Origin of the sequence: Eubacterium sp. MSJ-33 (assembly GCF_022174665.1) — a bacterium.
Lineage (GTDB): Bacteria > Bacillota > Clostridia > Lachnospirales > Lachnospiraceae > Coprococcus_C.
In genome coordinates this window covers 1,745,310-1,761,164 of the sequence record NZ_CP076562.1, presented here as the reverse complement: position 1 = coordinate 1,761,164, position 15,855 = coordinate 1,745,310, and the positions used below count along the sequence as shown (strand labels likewise).

Sequence of the window (15,855 nt, the reverse complement as noted above, 5' to 3'; positions counted from 1 at the left end):
AATAAAGACGATTAATTTGTTGTTCTCAAAACCATCAGAAATGAGTTCATTGAAGCTACTTCATATCCAGAGAACTCTAGTTTGTGAATATATGTAATTCGTAAACCATTTAACAAACCAAGCAAAATCAAGGTTTTTTGTTGAAAGTGCACTAAAAAAATAGAGAGGAAACGATGATTGTTTAAATATTAATCATTAACTGGAACAAAATGGCGAATATATTATTATGGATATTATTTATTGTTATAATTAGTCTGAATTTTCTGGCACTTACTTATTATTATGAAAAAATAGAGATTATAAAAACGTTTACGATGGCGGTAGTGTTGTTTTGGATGGAGTATGCAATTTTGGCTGGTCTATGGTTCCTGATTGACAAATTCAGTTTTATTGCTGTACTTGTTAACCAGCTTATTGTTGTTGGGGGGATTACAATTTGTTTATGTGTTAAGGTGAACAGAAGAGCTATACAATTTGTATCTTTAAAAAAAAGAGATGGGCTTGTCCTTTTGATTGCTTTTGTTGCATTTTTGCTATCATATACAAAATTTGATTTGTATAATATGGGACAAGATCAAGGACTTTATCAAGCAGAAGCATTAGCACTATATATGGGAAATTATGAGGTCGAGCATGATTTTGAAGAATATAGTATTTTGCAAAATGATAAAGACAAAGAGGCATATAAGGAGATGTTGGATAAAGAGTGGGCTGGCTATTATATTACTAGTGCAAGTGAATATACACCAACAAAAGCTCCTAAAAGTGAGGTGTCAGGCGTATATCATGGAGTACAGACGTTTCCGGCCATGTTAGCACTGATGGCACGGCTTTATGGCATGAGAAACATGATTCATGTACAAACAATTTTTTATTTATGCAGTATTGTTCTTATGTGTTATACATTAATAGAAATGCGGGTTGCCTATAAAATGCAATTTTTCTTATCGCTACTTTTTGCAATGTCCCCTCTTTTATTATGGTTATCAAAAGCTTCATATACAGAGATGTTTTTGACAATGTTGGTATCGTATTATTTATATTTACTTGAGGAGAATTGTAAAAATAAATGGATCATAGCAATGCCATTGATTGCCTTTTCGTTTGTACATATTTCGTTTTTGATTTTATGGCCGTGCTTTTGGATTGTTAATACGATATTGTATTTAACTGAGAAAAATAAACAGTATATATATGTTAACATAGTTAGCTCCTTGGGGTTATTTGTAGGGGATTATATGATGGCACATATAGCAATGAATTACTTTTATGTAAATTGTAGTAGATTATATATCTCAGATATTATAACTTCAAAAAATTTGTTAAGTTGGATAGGAATATTAGTAATAATTAGTTGTATAATTTCTATCCTGTTATTACGAATGAGACCTGTCAAACTTGAGAATATAATCCGATATATAAAAAAATATAGATGGATTATTTCTGTGTTTTTAGGATTATGCATGATTTATATTGTTTGGCATGCGGTCAAGGTGGGCTATTTTTCAACAATTGAAGATGCACCAAGAGCATATATATATCAATATTATGGAAGAGGTTTTATTGCATTTTCGCATTTAGCTATATATGCCTGTGCTATGGCAACCGGGTTTATTATTTTGCCGATTTTGTATATTGGAATGATGTTCAATCCAAATAAGGCAGTTGAAAATCATAAGTCCTTTGTGGTTACAGTTATGTTTTTGTATATTGTGGTACTGCAATCGGCAGTAATAAGAGTAGATATTCCATATTTTTTCTATTATAGCAGATATTTGGCTTATTATATTCCTGTTATTTTGATAGCGGTCGTTCCTTATATAAATAATTATAGTAAAAAAATATTAATACCTGTATTTTCCTTGTCTTTATGCAGTATGCTCCTTTTTGATCAAGCTATCATCAAGGGAAAGGATGATACCGTGTTGGAATGGGAGACCGTTGAAGATTTAGATTTGGTTATTGAAGACGATTCAGCGTTAATATTATGTGGAAAGAAAGTTCAAAAAACATATGGATCATACATTAGATCTATAACTTGTTCAGCTGTATTTCCGGATTTTGAAGATATAGATGAGCAAATGTCTTTATTGTTGCAATATTATGACAATGTATACATACTTTGCGAAAATCAATATACTGGTGAAAAATATGGGGAGCAGCATGTCATTCAAACGGTATATCAAGATATAAATACATCTTCAGGGAATAAAAGATATATATATGGCTTATTTCCTATCAAGATGATTCAAAATAACGAAAATGTTATATTATATAAAGTAGGGTATAATAAATTCGAGGATAGTATAAACTTCTCTTCTGATAATGGAAATATAGAGTCATATGTAGTATCAGGAATGTCTGCAAGCGAAGGAAGTTATGCATGGACAAAAGAGAATGAAGTGACAATACATTTTCGCGTTAATAGTGGTTATATTGGAAAAAAATTACATATGGATTTTGGAATAAGTAATGTATTTAATACAAAACAGACTGTTCAAGTTTTTGTAAATGGACAGTTTACTTGTAAAAGGACAATAACTTCTGAAGATATGAGCTTAGGTGTGGACTTTGAACCAGATAAGGATGGTAATGTAGAAATAACATTATTGATCCCAGATGCGGTGTCACCCAAGGAACTTGGCGTTTCAGAAGATGACAGACAATTAGGAATAGCTTTAACAGAATTAAGTATAGAATATAGAAATTAAATAAACATATTTTGATAAAAATAAAGGGAAACGCAATATATGAAACTAATCATTCAAATACCATGTTACAATGAAGCAGAAACATTGGAAGTAGCATTAAATGATTTGCCCAAACATATTGATGGGATTGATGAGATAGAATACCTCATTATCAATGATGGAAGCAAAGATAATACAGTTGAAGTAGCCAAGAAATGGGGCGTAAATTATGTTGTTAATTTCCGTCGTAATAAAGGTCTGGCAAAAGGATTTATGGCAGGGTTGGATGCGTGTCTTCGAAATGGCGCAGATATTATTGTCAATACTGATGCAGACAATCAGTATTGCGGTGAGGATATTGAAAAACTTGTGCGACCAATATTAGAAGGAAAAACAGATATTGTGATTGGAGAAAGACCGATAGACCAAACAGCTCATTTTTCTCCATTAAAAAAGAAGCTACAACATTTTGGAAGTTGGGTTGTTCGAAAAGCTTCTAATTCAGATATTCCAGATGCACCAAGTGGATTTCGCGCATATAGCAGAGAGGCGGCATTGCATTTGAATGTTACAAATGAATACACCTATACGTTGGAGACAATTGTACAGGCAGGAAGAGAAAAGATTGCGCAGGAATCTGTTCCGATTCGTACAAATGCTGAGTTGCGCCCCTCACGTTTGTTTAGCAGCATGTTTGGATATGTAAAAAAATCTATGGTAACGATTGTAAGAGCGTTTATTATGTACAAGCCACTGAAATTCTTTACAACAGTAGGGTTAATTCCTTTTCTGATAGGTACGGCTTTGGGAATTAGATATATTGTATATATGTGTATGGGTGCAGCAGGTGGGCATGTTCAGTCTTTGATTCTTGCCAGTATATTAATATTGATGGGATTTATGACGATGATCATTGGATTACAAGCTGATATTATAGCAAAGAATCGGAGGATTCTGGAAGATGTCCAATACCATGTGAGAAAACTGGATTATGGTGACAAAAATCAGAAGGAAAAATAACGTATATGAAAGAATTCATAAGAAAAATAAGGCAGAAATTTGTTAATAGAGAGACTATATTGTATGCAGTTTTTGGCGTGTTAACTTCTGTGTTGAATGTTGTAATGTTTAAATTACTGTTAATGACAAGGCTCTCATATAAGATTGCGAATCTTATTACATTGATTGTAGTAAAGATTACAGCGTATATATGCAATAAAAATATTGTATTTAAGAGCAAATGTGCAAACATGATAGAGCTTCTAAAAGAGATTGGAAGATTTATTATTGCTAGGGGCGCTACAATGTTAATTGATTATTTTGGATTGATTATAATGGTTGATCTTATTAATTTACCTAAGGTACCAAGTAAAATATTTATTACGGTGTTTGTGATTGTGATAAATTACGTGATTGGGAAAAAGCATGTGTTTAAAAATGTGAAAAACAGTGAGGATAATATAGAGCAATGAGAACATTTAAAGAAATAAAAATAGCAGTTGCAGGTACCGGTTATGTAGGACTCTCTCTGGCAACATTGCTTGCACAACATCATGAGGTTGTCGCAGTGGATGTTATACCTGAAAAAGTGGAAAAGATAAATAACAGGATTTCACCAATCCAGGACGAATATATTGAGAAATATTTGGCTGAAAAGGAATTACACCTTTTTGCGACATTAGATGGTGAAAGCGCATATCGGGATGCAGATTTTGTAATTATTGCTGCACCAACAAATTATGACAGTCAGAGAAACTTTTTTGATACATCTGCGGTGGAGGCAGTATGATGTTAGTATAAATTAGTGGACACGAAAAGTGCGACACATTAAAATATATTTTAGAAAAGGAGAGGGGGACCATGACAAAATTTATAAGAAATGTAAACTAATATTTGTCTGAGATGAAAATCAAGCAGACTTATTTAAGTAGGGTTACTGGGATAGATGAAAATAAGTTGTCCCGTTTATTGGCTGGTTCGCGGGAAGAAAGCGGAACAGATATGGAAAAAATTGCACCAGGATTAGGGAAAAGTATAGAATTCTTTTTAAAAGATTGTATTGTTGTTCCACATCTAGATAGTTTTGCTTTCAATAAAAATTCATTTTATGCAGGTGAACCATCTGCTAAGCAAGAGAAAGTATCAAAAGATTTAATGGAGCTGATGGAGAATATTGATGAGATATTAAGTGCAGAAAGTCGGCTTGAAAATGTAGCAATGGGACAAAGATTGTGTTTTAGAAAATACCAATGAAAGAAACCAAAACAATCAAATTTAATATTTCTTACGCAAAACTAGATACCATAATCCGATATCTTTTTCTGGCGATTATGGTATTTCAATTGGGAAGTACAATCGCAATGAATCTTCGCGTGAATCAATGGCTCGATTATGATTCTTCACTGGCGATTCGTCACTGTGTGGAAATGTGGAAACAGAGAACGATATTCCTGCGTGATTTTAATTATTTTTCTACACTGGAGACGGATAGTGCGGCATTTTTTGCAATTCCATTATATTTCCTTGTTGGAGATATGGGAGTTGCGCTTTCGATTTGTCATGCACTTTTGTATTTCGCGTTTGCATTTGTGCTGGTTGATTTGTTTCGAACGATGGAAAGCGGAATCAATAGCGCGTTTTTGACGCAGATTTTGATTTTTACACCATATACGTTCCGCCAGCTGGATTGGACGAATATGATGTTTTTTGCAGCAGGACAATATGAATTTCGTGTGTTGTCGATGTTATTGGTTTTGGATGCCTATGAAAATGCACAGCATGAGGCGCGTGCGTGGAAGCGAAACTTGGTTTTGGCGGTATCTCTGGTTGTGAATTTCTGGACAGCACTTTCGTGTGGGAATTATCTGTTGCTTATGGTATGTCTGCCGTGCGTGATAGTATTTGCGGCAAAGGGAATAAAAAAGGATGGTTTTCGTTTTGACATCAGAGAATTGATCGTGCTTGCCACGGTGATTGCAGTCAATGCTGCCGGCTGGTTCGTACATAATGCGTGTGTCGGGCAGTCGTTTAATAATAACAAGATGCTGATTTCTGCGTATTCTTTTACGGAGAATCTGCATAATGCAGTAACCGGAGCTTTTCTGATTATGGGAGGCTTGAAGTATTCGGATTCCATTGCGATTTTCTCTAAGACCGGTGTGATTACGGTCTGTAAGTTTTTGTTGATGTTAGCGATGTTTGCGTTTCTTCTGTACCGCCTGGTAAAGAAACAGGGAAAACGGGAATTGACATGGATTGCGATACTTGTATTTCTGGTGAATTTTGGCGCACTTTGTGTGATGAATACACAGGGGGGGGGGCCAATCTTTGAATATCGCTATCATATTTTATGGATTGTCATGTTGTTTGCGAGTCTTGGTGAGGTATGCGATATATATAGGGATATGCCATTTGGCAGATGTGGAATGATGTTGTTGGCTACCCTTTTATTGTTGTTTAATGTGGATGGAACCATAGGGATTTTGCGGACCCCGGCGACAACGTCAACGGCAGAAGAAATTCTGGATGTAGCAGATGAGATGGGATATGAAAGTATTTATCTGCTCGATCAGATCAATGAAGCACATCAGATACGAGCACTTGACATGGATAAGTATTGCCTTGATATCTATAAGTCCGGTGATGTGTATGTAGCAGATCTGGGGGATTTTTATATATCATATGGCAAAGCGGATGATGTACAGGCGAATTTAATGATTGCAAATGCGGAAGCGTATGAGCAATTGGAGGAAGAATATAAAGCGGCCTATACATATGTGAGGACATTGGATAACGGTCTCTGTGTGTATACGGCAGAATATTTACCTTGGAATTTTTAGGCGCCAAGATCCGGAGAATTACATAGTGCCGGCAGGATTGCATGGTGAGCAGGGAATCATTGGAGCGTTGACCCCGATATGAGAAAAATGGGATGGATATTCGTACATATCCATCCCTTATTTATTGCATAAACGGATGGAAAATGGTAAAATCACATAGATAATGTTTACTTTCAAAAGACACATTACAGGAGGAACGCGAAAATGGATAAAACAATTCAGAATTTGTATGATCGGTGGCTTGATTCGCCGGTGATTGATGATGCGACGAAAGCAGAGTTGCATGCAATCGCAGGGGATGAGGCAGAGATTGAGGATCGTTTCTATAGAAGCTTAGAGTTCGGTACAGGTGGTTTGCGAGGCGTAATTGGCGCAGGCACAAACCGTATGAATATTTATACCGTTACAATGGTAACACAGGGGCTTGCGAATTATATATGTGAGAAGGGTTTTGCGGATCGTGGAGTTGTTATTTCTTATGATAGCCGAAATATGTCTCCGGAATTTGCGATGGCGACAGCATTGTGCCTGTGTGCAAATGGTATTCCGGCGTATCTTTTCACATCTCTTAGACCGACACCGGAGCTTTCGTATGCGGTTCGGTATTTGAAATGTATTTCAGGCATTAATATAACAGCAAGTCATAACCCGGCGAAGTATAATGGATACAAAGTGTATTGGGAGGATGGCGCGCAGATCGTATCTCCGGTTGATAAGGAGATCATTGCAAAAGTAAATGCGATTGCGGATCTGTCAGAAGTGAAGAAGATGTCGAAAGAGGATGCCATAGCGAAAGGCTTGCTGCATCTGATTGATAAGGAAGTTGATGATGCATATATTGCAGAACTTCATAAGCTTGTTATGAGACAGGATCTGATTGATAAAGCGAGTGATCTGAAGATTGTATATACACCGCTGCATGGTACAGGGCTTGTTCCTGTGACGCGTGTGTTGTCAGAGCTTGGATTTAAGAATGTCTATGTGGTTCCGGAACAGGAGAAGGCGGATGGCAATTTTCCAACAGTGAAGGCTCCGAATCCCGAAGCGAAGGAAGCGTTTGCACTTGGTCTTGCATTGGCGAAGAAGGTTGGCGCGGAACTTGTGATGGCAACGGATCCGGATGGCGATCGTCTGGGAATCTATGCACTTGATTCGGAGTCAGGAGAATACAAAGAATTCACAGGAAATATGTCTGGTGCATTGCTTTGTGAGTATGTACTCAGTCAGTTACAGGAGAAGGGAACATTGCCGGAGAATGCGGCAGTGACGTCGACGGTTGTTATAACTTCAATGATCCGGAATATCTGTAAGGAATATGGCGTGTTCTGTGATGATAATAACCTGATTGGATTTAAGTATATCGCGGGGAAAATCCGTGATTATGAACAGACGGGGGCACACACCTATGTATTTGGGCTTGAGGAAAGCTATGGCTGTCTGCCTGGAACCTATGCGCGGGATAAGGATGCGGTAGGAACGGTTATGCTGCTTGCGGAAGCGGCAGCTTATTACAAAAACAAGGGTATGACACTTTGGGATCAGATGAAGGTTCTGTTTGAAAAGTATGGATATTACCGTGAGAATATTGAGACAATGACATTAGAAGGCAAATCCGGAGCAGAGAAGATTCAGGCGATGATTCAGAGTCTGCGTGATAACCCGTTGGATGAGATTGGCAGGTATAAAGTGAAGACGATTCGTGATTATAAGCTGAATACGGTGTGGAATACAGAAACAGGAGAGCAGCTCGCAGGAGATCTGCCGAAGTCGAATATGATCTATTATGAATTAGAGGATGATACGTGGTTCCTTGTTCGTCCATCCGGTACGGAGCCGAAGATCAAGTTTTATCTTGGTGTGAAGGGAACGAGTGTAGAGGATTCAATTGAGAAGACAAAAGCATTAGGTGCCACAATTAAGGCAATGTTTGCATAGAGCAGGTGTAAGGAGGATGAACATGACATATCAGGAAAAATATCAGTTTTGGCTTGATGCCCCATATTTTGATGAGAAGACGAAGGAAGAGCTTCGCGCGATTGCTGGTGATGAGAAGGAAATCGAGGATCGGTTTTACAGAGATCTGAAGTTTGGAACCGGAGGATTGCGTGGCGTAATTGGTGCAGGTACAAATCGTATGAATATCTATACGGTAACGAAAGCAACACAGGGTCTTGCGAATTATATCAGTGAACTTGGGGAAAAGGCAAAGAATCAGGGCGTGGTAATTGCATTTGATTCGAGACGGATGTCACCGGAATTTTCCAGAGCAACTGCACTTTGTCTGAACGCGAATGGAATCAAAACCTATATCTTTGATTCGCTTCGCCCGACACCGGAGCTTTCCTATGCGGTAAGAAAGCTTGGCTGCGTGGCAGGTGTTGTAATTACAGCCAGCCACAATCCACCGGAATACAACGGATATAAGGTGTATTGGGAGGATGGCGCGCAGATTACACCGCCACATGACAAGAATATTCTGGCACATGTGGCGAAGGTAGAGGGCTATGATCAGGTGCTTTCAATGGATTATGATGCGGCTGTTGTAGCAGGACTTTATAACATGGTTCCTGCATTTGTGGATGAGGATTATTATGTAGAACTTGTTAATCAGGTAATTCATTCGGATGTAATCCCGAAGGTTGCGGATGCAATGAAGATTGTCTATACACCTTTACATGGTACAGGAAATGTACCGGTACAGGAGGTGTTAAAACGACTTGGATTTACACATGTTTATGTGGTTCCGGAACAGGAAAAGCCGGATGGTGATTTCCCAACTGTTAAGTCTCCAAATCCGGAGAATCCGGATGGATTTGCGATGGCTCTGGCACTCGCCAAGAAGGTAGATGCGGATATCGTGCTTGCGACAGATCCGGATGCAGACCGCCTTGGAATCTATGTGAAGGATGCGAATAAGGCATTTGCAGGATCGAAGTTAGCGGATACACTGGATTATCCATATGTACGTTTCAATGCGAATATGACGGGAGCATTGATGGGTGAATATGTATGCCGGGAGAGAAAGGCGTGTGGTACATTGCCTGAGAATGGTGCGATCTGCAGCACGATCGTAACGTCGAATTTGCCGAAGGCGATTGCGGATGCATATAACCTGAAGTTTATCGAGACATTAACAGGTTTCAAGTATATTGGAGAGCAGATTAAATTCTTCGAAGAGCAACATACTTATAAATATGTGTATGGCATGGAGGAGAGTTTCGGATGTCTGGTTGGCGATTATACAAGAGATAAAGATGCATGTGGTGCGGTTGTTATGCTCTGTGAAGTGGCAGCGTATTACCGGGATCGTGGTGAGACATTGTGCGATGCGATGATCGAGATGTATCAGAAGTATGGATACTATTTTGAGGATGCGAAGTCCGTTACGTTAAAGGGCGTAGATGGAGCAAAGCAGATTCAGGCAATTATGGATAATCTCCGTGCAAATCCTTTAACAGAGGTCGCGGGAATTCCGGTTGTAGCCGTGCGCGATTATTCTGTAGATACACGGACAGAGCTTGCAACAGGTGAGGTTACAGGAACAGGACTTCCGAAGTCAAATGTACTTTACTATGAGCTTGAGAATAATGCATGGATGGCGGTTCGCCCATCTGGAACAGAGCCAAAGATCAAATATTATTTTGGTGTAAATGAGAAGAGTCTTGCAGACGCGGAGAAGAAGCTTGCGGAGATGAAAGAGAGCGTGGGATAAATTTGAGTTATTTAATAGATAAGAACAAAAAAATAATGGACGAGATAGAGACGGAAATAAAAAAACTCAAATTGGAAAAATTAGAATTACTTATTTCGAATCGTAATGAGGATGAGTTAGCAAGTGTTGATGAGCAAGAATATATAAGAATCATTTATTGTGGAAGAAACAAAATAGAAAAATGGATCAGTCAAATTAATTCTATAAATGGTTGCGTATGGAATGAAATTTTGAATACTCGGTTAGATTATTTGAAGTGTATGAGTAATACAATTCATAGTGTTCGGTACATCAATGCTCCATACAATTGTAAGGATTATTATGTTGAACTTTTTTATAATCAGTTGCGTCAGAAATACAAGGATGATTTTTGGGAAGAAATTCGTATTGGTATATCTGATATATATCCAAGTAATACTCTGAAAATTGATCAATTGGATGAGGCAGATCAAAAACTTGCGGAAATTATAGACATTTATTTAAATATTAAGTGGTTGAAAGACCAGATGGAATATGCGGTTGAGATAATTGACTCTATTTTATGCTCACAAGATAAATAAAGAGGTTGGATATTAGCGGGATGGGTGGAGGCTTATACGATGCAAAAGATTAAAAGAGGAATTCAATATATTATATATGCGTTTATTGCAATTCAGATTGGCATGGGGATTGGATGGTTAATTCAGAATATAACTGCAATTCCATGTTTTGGAGATAGTACAGAATATATCAACCTAAGTCAATCTCTGCAACTTGACGAGTACCGTACAATTTTGTATCCGCTTATTTTGCGGGGGGCGATTGCAATAGGGAATCGAATGCATGTGCCTTTTCAGGTTCTGGTGTATATGGGGCAGATTCTCTTAAGCGTTGGAAGTATTTACTATGTGTGCTGGAATTTGCTTTCATGTGAAGATAAACCTGCAGATTGGAGAAAATGCTTATTTTATTCTCTGGGAATTATGACGATACCCGTTGTGAATTTTTTGAACTTAACGCTTCTTACAGATTCCCTGGCACTTTCTTTTATGCTGGTAATTCTTGTGCAGATTGGAAAAGTATGGAAGTGTGAGAAACTTCATGCAGTGGATATTGGATTGCTTGCAGCAGCATTTTTATTGGAAACACTTGTACGTGCAGACCGAATTTATTCGTGTACACTGTATTTGTTAGTATATAGCGTGATTTGTCTGATTAAAAAAGTGAATTGGAGACGGTTTGTAATTGTGATAGTCACGGTAGTTCTTACTGCATGTATGGCAATTGGCATAAATCGGGGAACGCAGACGCCGGGATTATATGGACGTGTTTCTACCAATTTTGATTTTGTGTTGCTTGATCGAGTTGTTTGGTCTAATATGGTAGCAAATTATGATGATTTTAGTGAAGATATAAAGAACTCAATTTCTATGGAAGAGGCAATGAAGTTCGATGAGCATAATAACAATGTGATGTATTATCTGGCACCGATGCTGGAGGAACGTGTTGGAACAGAGCGCGCATCTATGATGTATCGTGAGATGGCGGCAACAGTGTGGAAGAATGAAGCAGGAAAAGTTATGCGTGACACTGCGAAATGTTTCTTTGGATTTTTCTTTCCACACACAAATGCATATTTGTCTTATCATGGTAAAACAGAGACAAATAATGGCTGGAATTTGCATTGCTGGGCAACAAAGACAGCAAAATTTACTGATGTATATTACCATTATTACATTTTCTTTTTTGGGATTGTTATTTTTTCAATTACAATTGTGCTATCAATTTTGAAGTTAATGACTTCGAAAAATAGTTCGTTACATGATGCGGGATTTGTTTTATATGCGAAAAAACTAGTTTCATATATTGCAATGAGTGCGTTGATTTGCGCATGGTTTTCTCTTGGGGACGGTGCGCCACCGAATGATCGTTATGTAACACTTTGCCATGTAGTATGGAATTTGTGGATGTATGGATGTTTTGAACATGATTTGTCTTCTGATAGAAAAGTTACTAAATATGATAAAGTTAAAGTAAGGTGAAGCACAAAAGAAAGGATGAGGTATTATGAAGAGAAGAAGCTTAAAGTTGACATTGGGTATTCTGCTTGCATGTATGATTGTGTTTTCGATGTTTGATTCTGTTCCGGTTACATCGCATGCACAGGAAAGTGTGAGTGAGCAGGAAGAGGTTGCAACAGAAGGAGATGCAGTGACGGATGCACAACAGTCCTCGACTGGTGAACTTATGACAGTGACTGCAGCGTATGATGATGCGAAAGCGTATGAAGTCCTGGCTATGGTGAACCGGGAACGTGCAAAACAGGGGTTGAATGCATTGGCTATGGATGCAGATTTATTCAATGCTGCGAAGATTCGTGCGGCAGAGATTCAGGTGTCATTTTCTCATACAAGACCGGATGGAACGCCATGTTTTACTGTTTCGAATAAGGCATATGGAGAGAATATAGCGGCAGGATATAGATCTACGACAGCGGTTATGACAGCATGGATGAATTCATCCGGACACAGACAGAATATACTTCAAGCAGGATATAAGAGTATCGGTATAGGCTGTTATAACTATAATGGTACGTTGTACTGGGTTCAGTTGTTTGGAGGGGCTCAGGCGGTAGAGATAGCGAAGCCATCAACACCGGTGTCAGATACGATATACAATGGCGTGGACTATGCCGCTGTTTATAATTATGATTACTATGTTACACGTTATCCGGATGTTAAGGCAGCTTTTGGTTCAGACAAAGCAGCTGTGCTTAGGCATTTTGTGAATTATGGAATGAAAGAAGGCCGTCAGGCAAAGAGCTCCTTTGATGTATATTCTTATGCTTATAAATATGCGGATTTGAGACATGTGTACGGGAATGACTTGAAAAAGTATTACCTGCATTATATTAATTATGGCAGCAAGGAAGGCAGAGCTGCAACAGGCACGATGAGCATGCAGAATTATACAACCGTGTATAACGGTGTTAATTACAGTGCTGTATATGATGGGGCTTATTACTGTAGTAAATATAAGGATATCAAGCAGGCGTTTGGACTTGACGATACCGCAATGTTACGTCATTTTATAAACTATGGAATGAACGAAGGACGTCAGGCGAAGAGCTCTTTCAATGTGTATTCTTATGCTTATAAGTATGGAGACCTGAGAAGCGTATATAAGAATGACTTAAAGGCATATTATATGCATTATATAAGCTATGGCGCAAGAGAAGGCAGAGTTGCAACCGGTACGACATCTATGCAGGGATGTACAACTGTGTATAATGGCGTGGATTACAGCGCGGTGTATAATGGAACTTATTATAGCAGCCATAACGCAGATCTGAGAAATGCATTTGGATTGGATGATACCGCAATGTTACGTCATTTTATATACTTTGGAATGAAGGAAGGCCGCCAGGCAATAGAATCCTTTAATGTCAAGAATTATAAGGCACGTTATGCGGACTTGCGCAGAGCTTATGGGGATAATTTGAAGTCATACTATCTGCATTATATGAATTATGGTAAGAGAGAAGGAAGAATAGGAAAGTAAGAAAATTCTGACCTGATGAAGTTATAGAGGGCTGTTGCACCAATTACTTAGTGCGACAGCCTATTTTCAGTTATTCTAATTCTTGCAATTATACTTACAGAATGTTAAGATTATAAAATAATATGTTCTTTTGGAGGTATAGGATGGCAGACGAAAAATTAGTACAGGACAAGCCACAGGATGATAATTTGTTTCATTCAAAACGATTTATAATTCGATTTGTAAGTATTGCAATGGGAGTTATAATTCTGATTTGTGGATTTTTATATATACATGAAACCTCGGTGAAGGAAATTGATATACAGGGGATCAAAACATTAACAGAGGAACAGGGAGTTCGCTATCAGATTGATAATATATCCTGCCAGATGAACTATCTGAATTATTTTGAGATACAGATGGATGGATGGTGTGCAATCTCAGGCAAACCTACGGATGTTGCAGCGATAAGAGTGTTATTAAAGGATACATCATCACAAAAAGTTTACAAGCTGCCAACCACTATGACTACACGGACGGAAGCGACATCTGTATTGGATGATGGGAATAATTATGACAATTCTGGCTTCTCGGTGCATATCATGGCACACAAAATTAAAAGAAACGGTGAAAAATATCAGATACTTCTCTTATACGATATTGATGGAGAAGAAGTGATTATCAATACGAATCAATATCTAAACTAGGGGAGAATTAGTATATGGAAAAGAAGAAATATTCAATCAAAAAAATTACATCACACCCGGATTTTCAGATATCACTAATCAGTATTCTTTTTGGAATTATTATTGCAATGGGAAAGACCGGAAGCGATGATATCCGTATGTTTGGATGGCTGGAACCCGGAGTAAAAGGAGTAGTGAAATGGGTAGTTGATCAGTATTATACATGGTCATCGAGACAGTTAGTCGATTTTGTCTGGGCGGGAGTTGTTAAATGTGGACGGATTGCGCTGATTGTATATATGGCGGTTTGTATGTTCGTCATGTTGAAGGCATTGAAGCTGCTCTTTGGAGAGAAGAATAAGCGTGTTGAATTATTCGCGGTTGCGATGATGATGCTGATGCCTTTTGATACGTTGCCAACAGCCGGATGGATTGCAACAACAGCTTCTTATTTTGGACCTCAGGCATTTGGAGTTATGGCATTGCTCCCGATTAAGAAGGTTTTAGACGGGGAGCAGATAAAACCATGGCAGTTTATATTATATTGTCTGTGTCTGCTGTACGGAGCAAACGCAGAGCAGATGTGTGTTGTGCTGCTTGGCTGCTACGTGGTTGCAAGTGTATACATGATTATAAAAAACAAAAAGTATGACTGGCGGATTGGAATTTTAACAGGATTAACGATTGCCAGTATGATTTATATTATGACATGCCCGGGAAATTGGACGAGAGATGTGGAAGAACAGGCTAGATGGTTCCCGACATATGGTATGTTGGATATGGTAGATAAGGCCGATATTGGCATCACAACAACATTAAAATGGATGTTTGCGAGTGGTAAGATATTCATCATTGTGATTTGCGGCATGATGACATATTTTGTATGGAAGAAATATAAAGAGCCGATTTACAGGTTTATTTCGCTTATCCCAACAGGGGCAGTGTTGCTGTTTGGACCATTCTCAGGTGCGTTGAAGTCAGTATTTCCATATTTGTTTTTTATAACAGAAGATACGAATTATTATGGATCATTTACTGCGGATGTTGCACAGTTAGGGAAAGGGATGACTTCCTTTTTTGTGTTCTTGGCAATCGTGGTTTGTATCTGTGTGGAGCTGTTCCTGCTGAATGATGATGTACAAGGCATGATTGTTGATTTTACTTTGGCAATTCTGGCGGTTGCATCGAGAGCCATGATGGGATTTTCTCCGACGGTATATGCATCGAATGAGAGAACATATACATGTTTAATCTTCAGTATGTGTGTATTGGCAGTTCATATATATTCGAAGAATCATACCGTGAATAACAGTGAATGTGCAGTGCAGGCAGAGAAGTATATTTTCTATGGATTGATTGTATGTGCATTTTTGAATTTGATGTATCTGGTTGGTACAAGGTTTTATTGA

The 15,855-nt window shown here is 38.2% G+C and carries 12 protein-coding genes and 1 pseudogene; all 13 read left to right on the top strand.

All coding sequences use genetic code 11. The annotated features are described in order from the left end of the window. Nucleotides 1-209 precede the first annotated feature (209 nt). The gene (locus tag KP625_RS08320; protein WP_238297210.1) at nt 210-2,711 is read left to right on the top strand and encodes a hypothetical protein; all 2,502 of its coding nucleotides are present in this window, start codon (nt 210-212) and stop codon (nt 2,709-2,711) included. Nucleotides 2,712-2,750: 39 nt separating this feature from the next. Then, complete coding sequence (locus KP625_RS08315; protein ID WP_238297208.1) at nt 2,751-3,710, top strand: glycosyltransferase family 2 protein; 960 nt, start codon at nt 2,751-2,753, stop codon at nt 3,708-3,710. 5 nt (nt 3,711-3,715) lie between these two features. Continuing rightward, nucleotides 3,716-4,162 carry a GtrA family protein gene (locus KP625_RS08310; protein ID WP_238297206.1) on the top strand — a complete coding sequence of 149 codons (447 nt, stop codon included), beginning with the start codon at nt 3,716-3,718 and terminating at the stop codon, nt 4,160-4,162. A 14-nt stretch (nt 4,163-4,176) separates the two neighbouring features. After that, nucleotides 4,177-4,476 (top strand): annotated as a pseudogene (locus KP625_RS08305) (3-hydroxyacyl-CoA dehydrogenase NAD-binding domain-containing protein); the annotation flags it as partial. A 116-nt stretch (nt 4,477-4,592) separates the two neighbouring features. Then, nucleotides 4,593-4,943 carry a helix-turn-helix domain-containing protein gene (locus KP625_RS08300; RefSeq protein WP_238297205.1) on the top strand — a complete coding sequence of 117 codons (351 nt, stop codon included), beginning with the start codon at nt 4,593-4,595 and terminating at the stop codon, nt 4,941-4,943. Further along, nucleotides 4,940-6,529 carry a hypothetical protein gene (locus KP625_RS08295; RefSeq protein ID WP_238297204.1) on the top strand — a complete coding sequence of 530 codons (1,590 nt, stop codon included), beginning with the start codon at nt 4,940-4,942 and terminating at the stop codon, nt 6,527-6,529. The genes KP625_RS08300 and KP625_RS08295 overlap by 4 nt, the downstream gene beginning before the upstream one ends. 204 nt (nt 6,530-6,733) lie before the next feature. Next, nucleotides 6,734-8,464 carry a phospho-sugar mutase gene (locus tag KP625_RS08290; protein ID WP_238297203.1) on the top strand — a complete coding sequence of 577 codons (1,731 nt, stop codon included), beginning with the start codon at nt 6,734-6,736 and terminating at the stop codon, nt 8,462-8,464. Between the two features lie 22 nt (nt 8,465-8,486). Next, on the top strand, nt 8,487-10,241 hold the full coding sequence (locus KP625_RS08285; protein WP_238297202.1) for a phospho-sugar mutase: 1,755 nt from the start codon (nt 8,487-8,489) through the stop codon (nt 10,239-10,241). Nucleotides 10,242-10,276: 35 nt separating this feature from the next. Continuing rightward, nucleotides 10,277-10,801 (top strand): hypothetical protein, encoded by a 525-nt coding sequence (locus KP625_RS08280; RefSeq protein WP_238297201.1) that lies wholly within the window; start codon nt 10,277-10,279, stop codon nt 10,799-10,801. 39 nt (nt 10,802-10,840) lie between these two features. Beyond that, on the top strand, nt 10,841-12,262 hold the full coding sequence (locus KP625_RS08275; protein WP_238297200.1) for a hypothetical protein: 1,422 nt from the start codon (nt 10,841-10,843) through the stop codon (nt 12,260-12,262). Between the two features lie 25 nt (nt 12,263-12,287). Next, nucleotides 12,288-13,781: a CAP domain-containing protein gene (locus tag KP625_RS08270; protein ID WP_238297198.1), complete on the top strand. Its 1,494-nt coding sequence runs from the start codon at nt 12,288-12,290 to the stop codon at nt 13,779-13,781. A 143-nt stretch (nt 13,782-13,924) separates the two neighbouring features. Further along, the gene (locus tag KP625_RS08265) at nt 13,925-14,467 is read left to right on the top strand and encodes a hypothetical protein (protein WP_238297196.1); all 543 of its coding nucleotides are present in this window, start codon (nt 13,925-13,927) and stop codon (nt 14,465-14,467) included. Nucleotides 14,468-14,481: 14 nt separating this feature from the next. Beyond that, the gene (locus KP625_RS08260; RefSeq protein WP_238297194.1) at nt 14,482-15,855 is read left to right on the top strand and encodes a hypothetical protein; all 1,374 of its coding nucleotides are present in this window, start codon (nt 14,482-14,484) and stop codon (nt 15,853-15,855) included.

Coding starts and splice junctions, on each gene's coding strand:
- KP625_RS08320 (WP_238297210.1), top strand. CDS start 210: ATGGCGAATATATTATTATGGATATTATTTATTGTTATAATTAGTCTG.
- KP625_RS08315 (WP_238297208.1), top strand. CDS start 2,751: ATGAAACTAATCATTCAAATACCATGTTACAATGAAGCAGAAACATTG.
- KP625_RS08310 (WP_238297206.1), top strand. CDS start 3,716: ATGAAAGAATTCATAAGAAAAATAAGGCAGAAATTTGTTAATAGAGAG.
- KP625_RS08300 (WP_238297205.1), top strand. CDS start 4,593: ATGAAAATCAAGCAGACTTATTTAAGTAGGGTTACTGGGATAGATGAA.
- KP625_RS08295 (WP_238297204.1), top strand. CDS start 4,940: ATGAAAGAAACCAAAACAATCAAATTTAATATTTCTTACGCAAAACTA.
- KP625_RS08290 (WP_238297203.1), top strand. CDS start 6,734: ATGGATAAAACAATTCAGAATTTGTATGATCGGTGGCTTGATTCGCCG.
- KP625_RS08285 (WP_238297202.1), top strand. CDS start 8,487: ATGACATATCAGGAAAAATATCAGTTTTGGCTTGATGCCCCATATTTT.
- KP625_RS08280 (WP_238297201.1), top strand. CDS start 10,277: ATGGACGAGATAGAGACGGAAATAAAAAAACTCAAATTGGAAAAATTA.
- KP625_RS08275 (WP_238297200.1), top strand. CDS start 10,841: ATGCAAAAGATTAAAAGAGGAATTCAATATATTATATATGCGTTTATT.
- KP625_RS08270 (WP_238297198.1), top strand. CDS start 12,288: ATGAAGAGAAGAAGCTTAAAGTTGACATTGGGTATTCTGCTTGCATGT.
- KP625_RS08265 (WP_238297196.1), top strand. CDS start 13,925: ATGGCAGACGAAAAATTAGTACAGGACAAGCCACAGGATGATAATTTG.
- KP625_RS08260 (WP_238297194.1), top strand. CDS start 14,482: ATGGAAAAGAAGAAATATTCAATCAAAAAAATTACATCACACCCGGAT.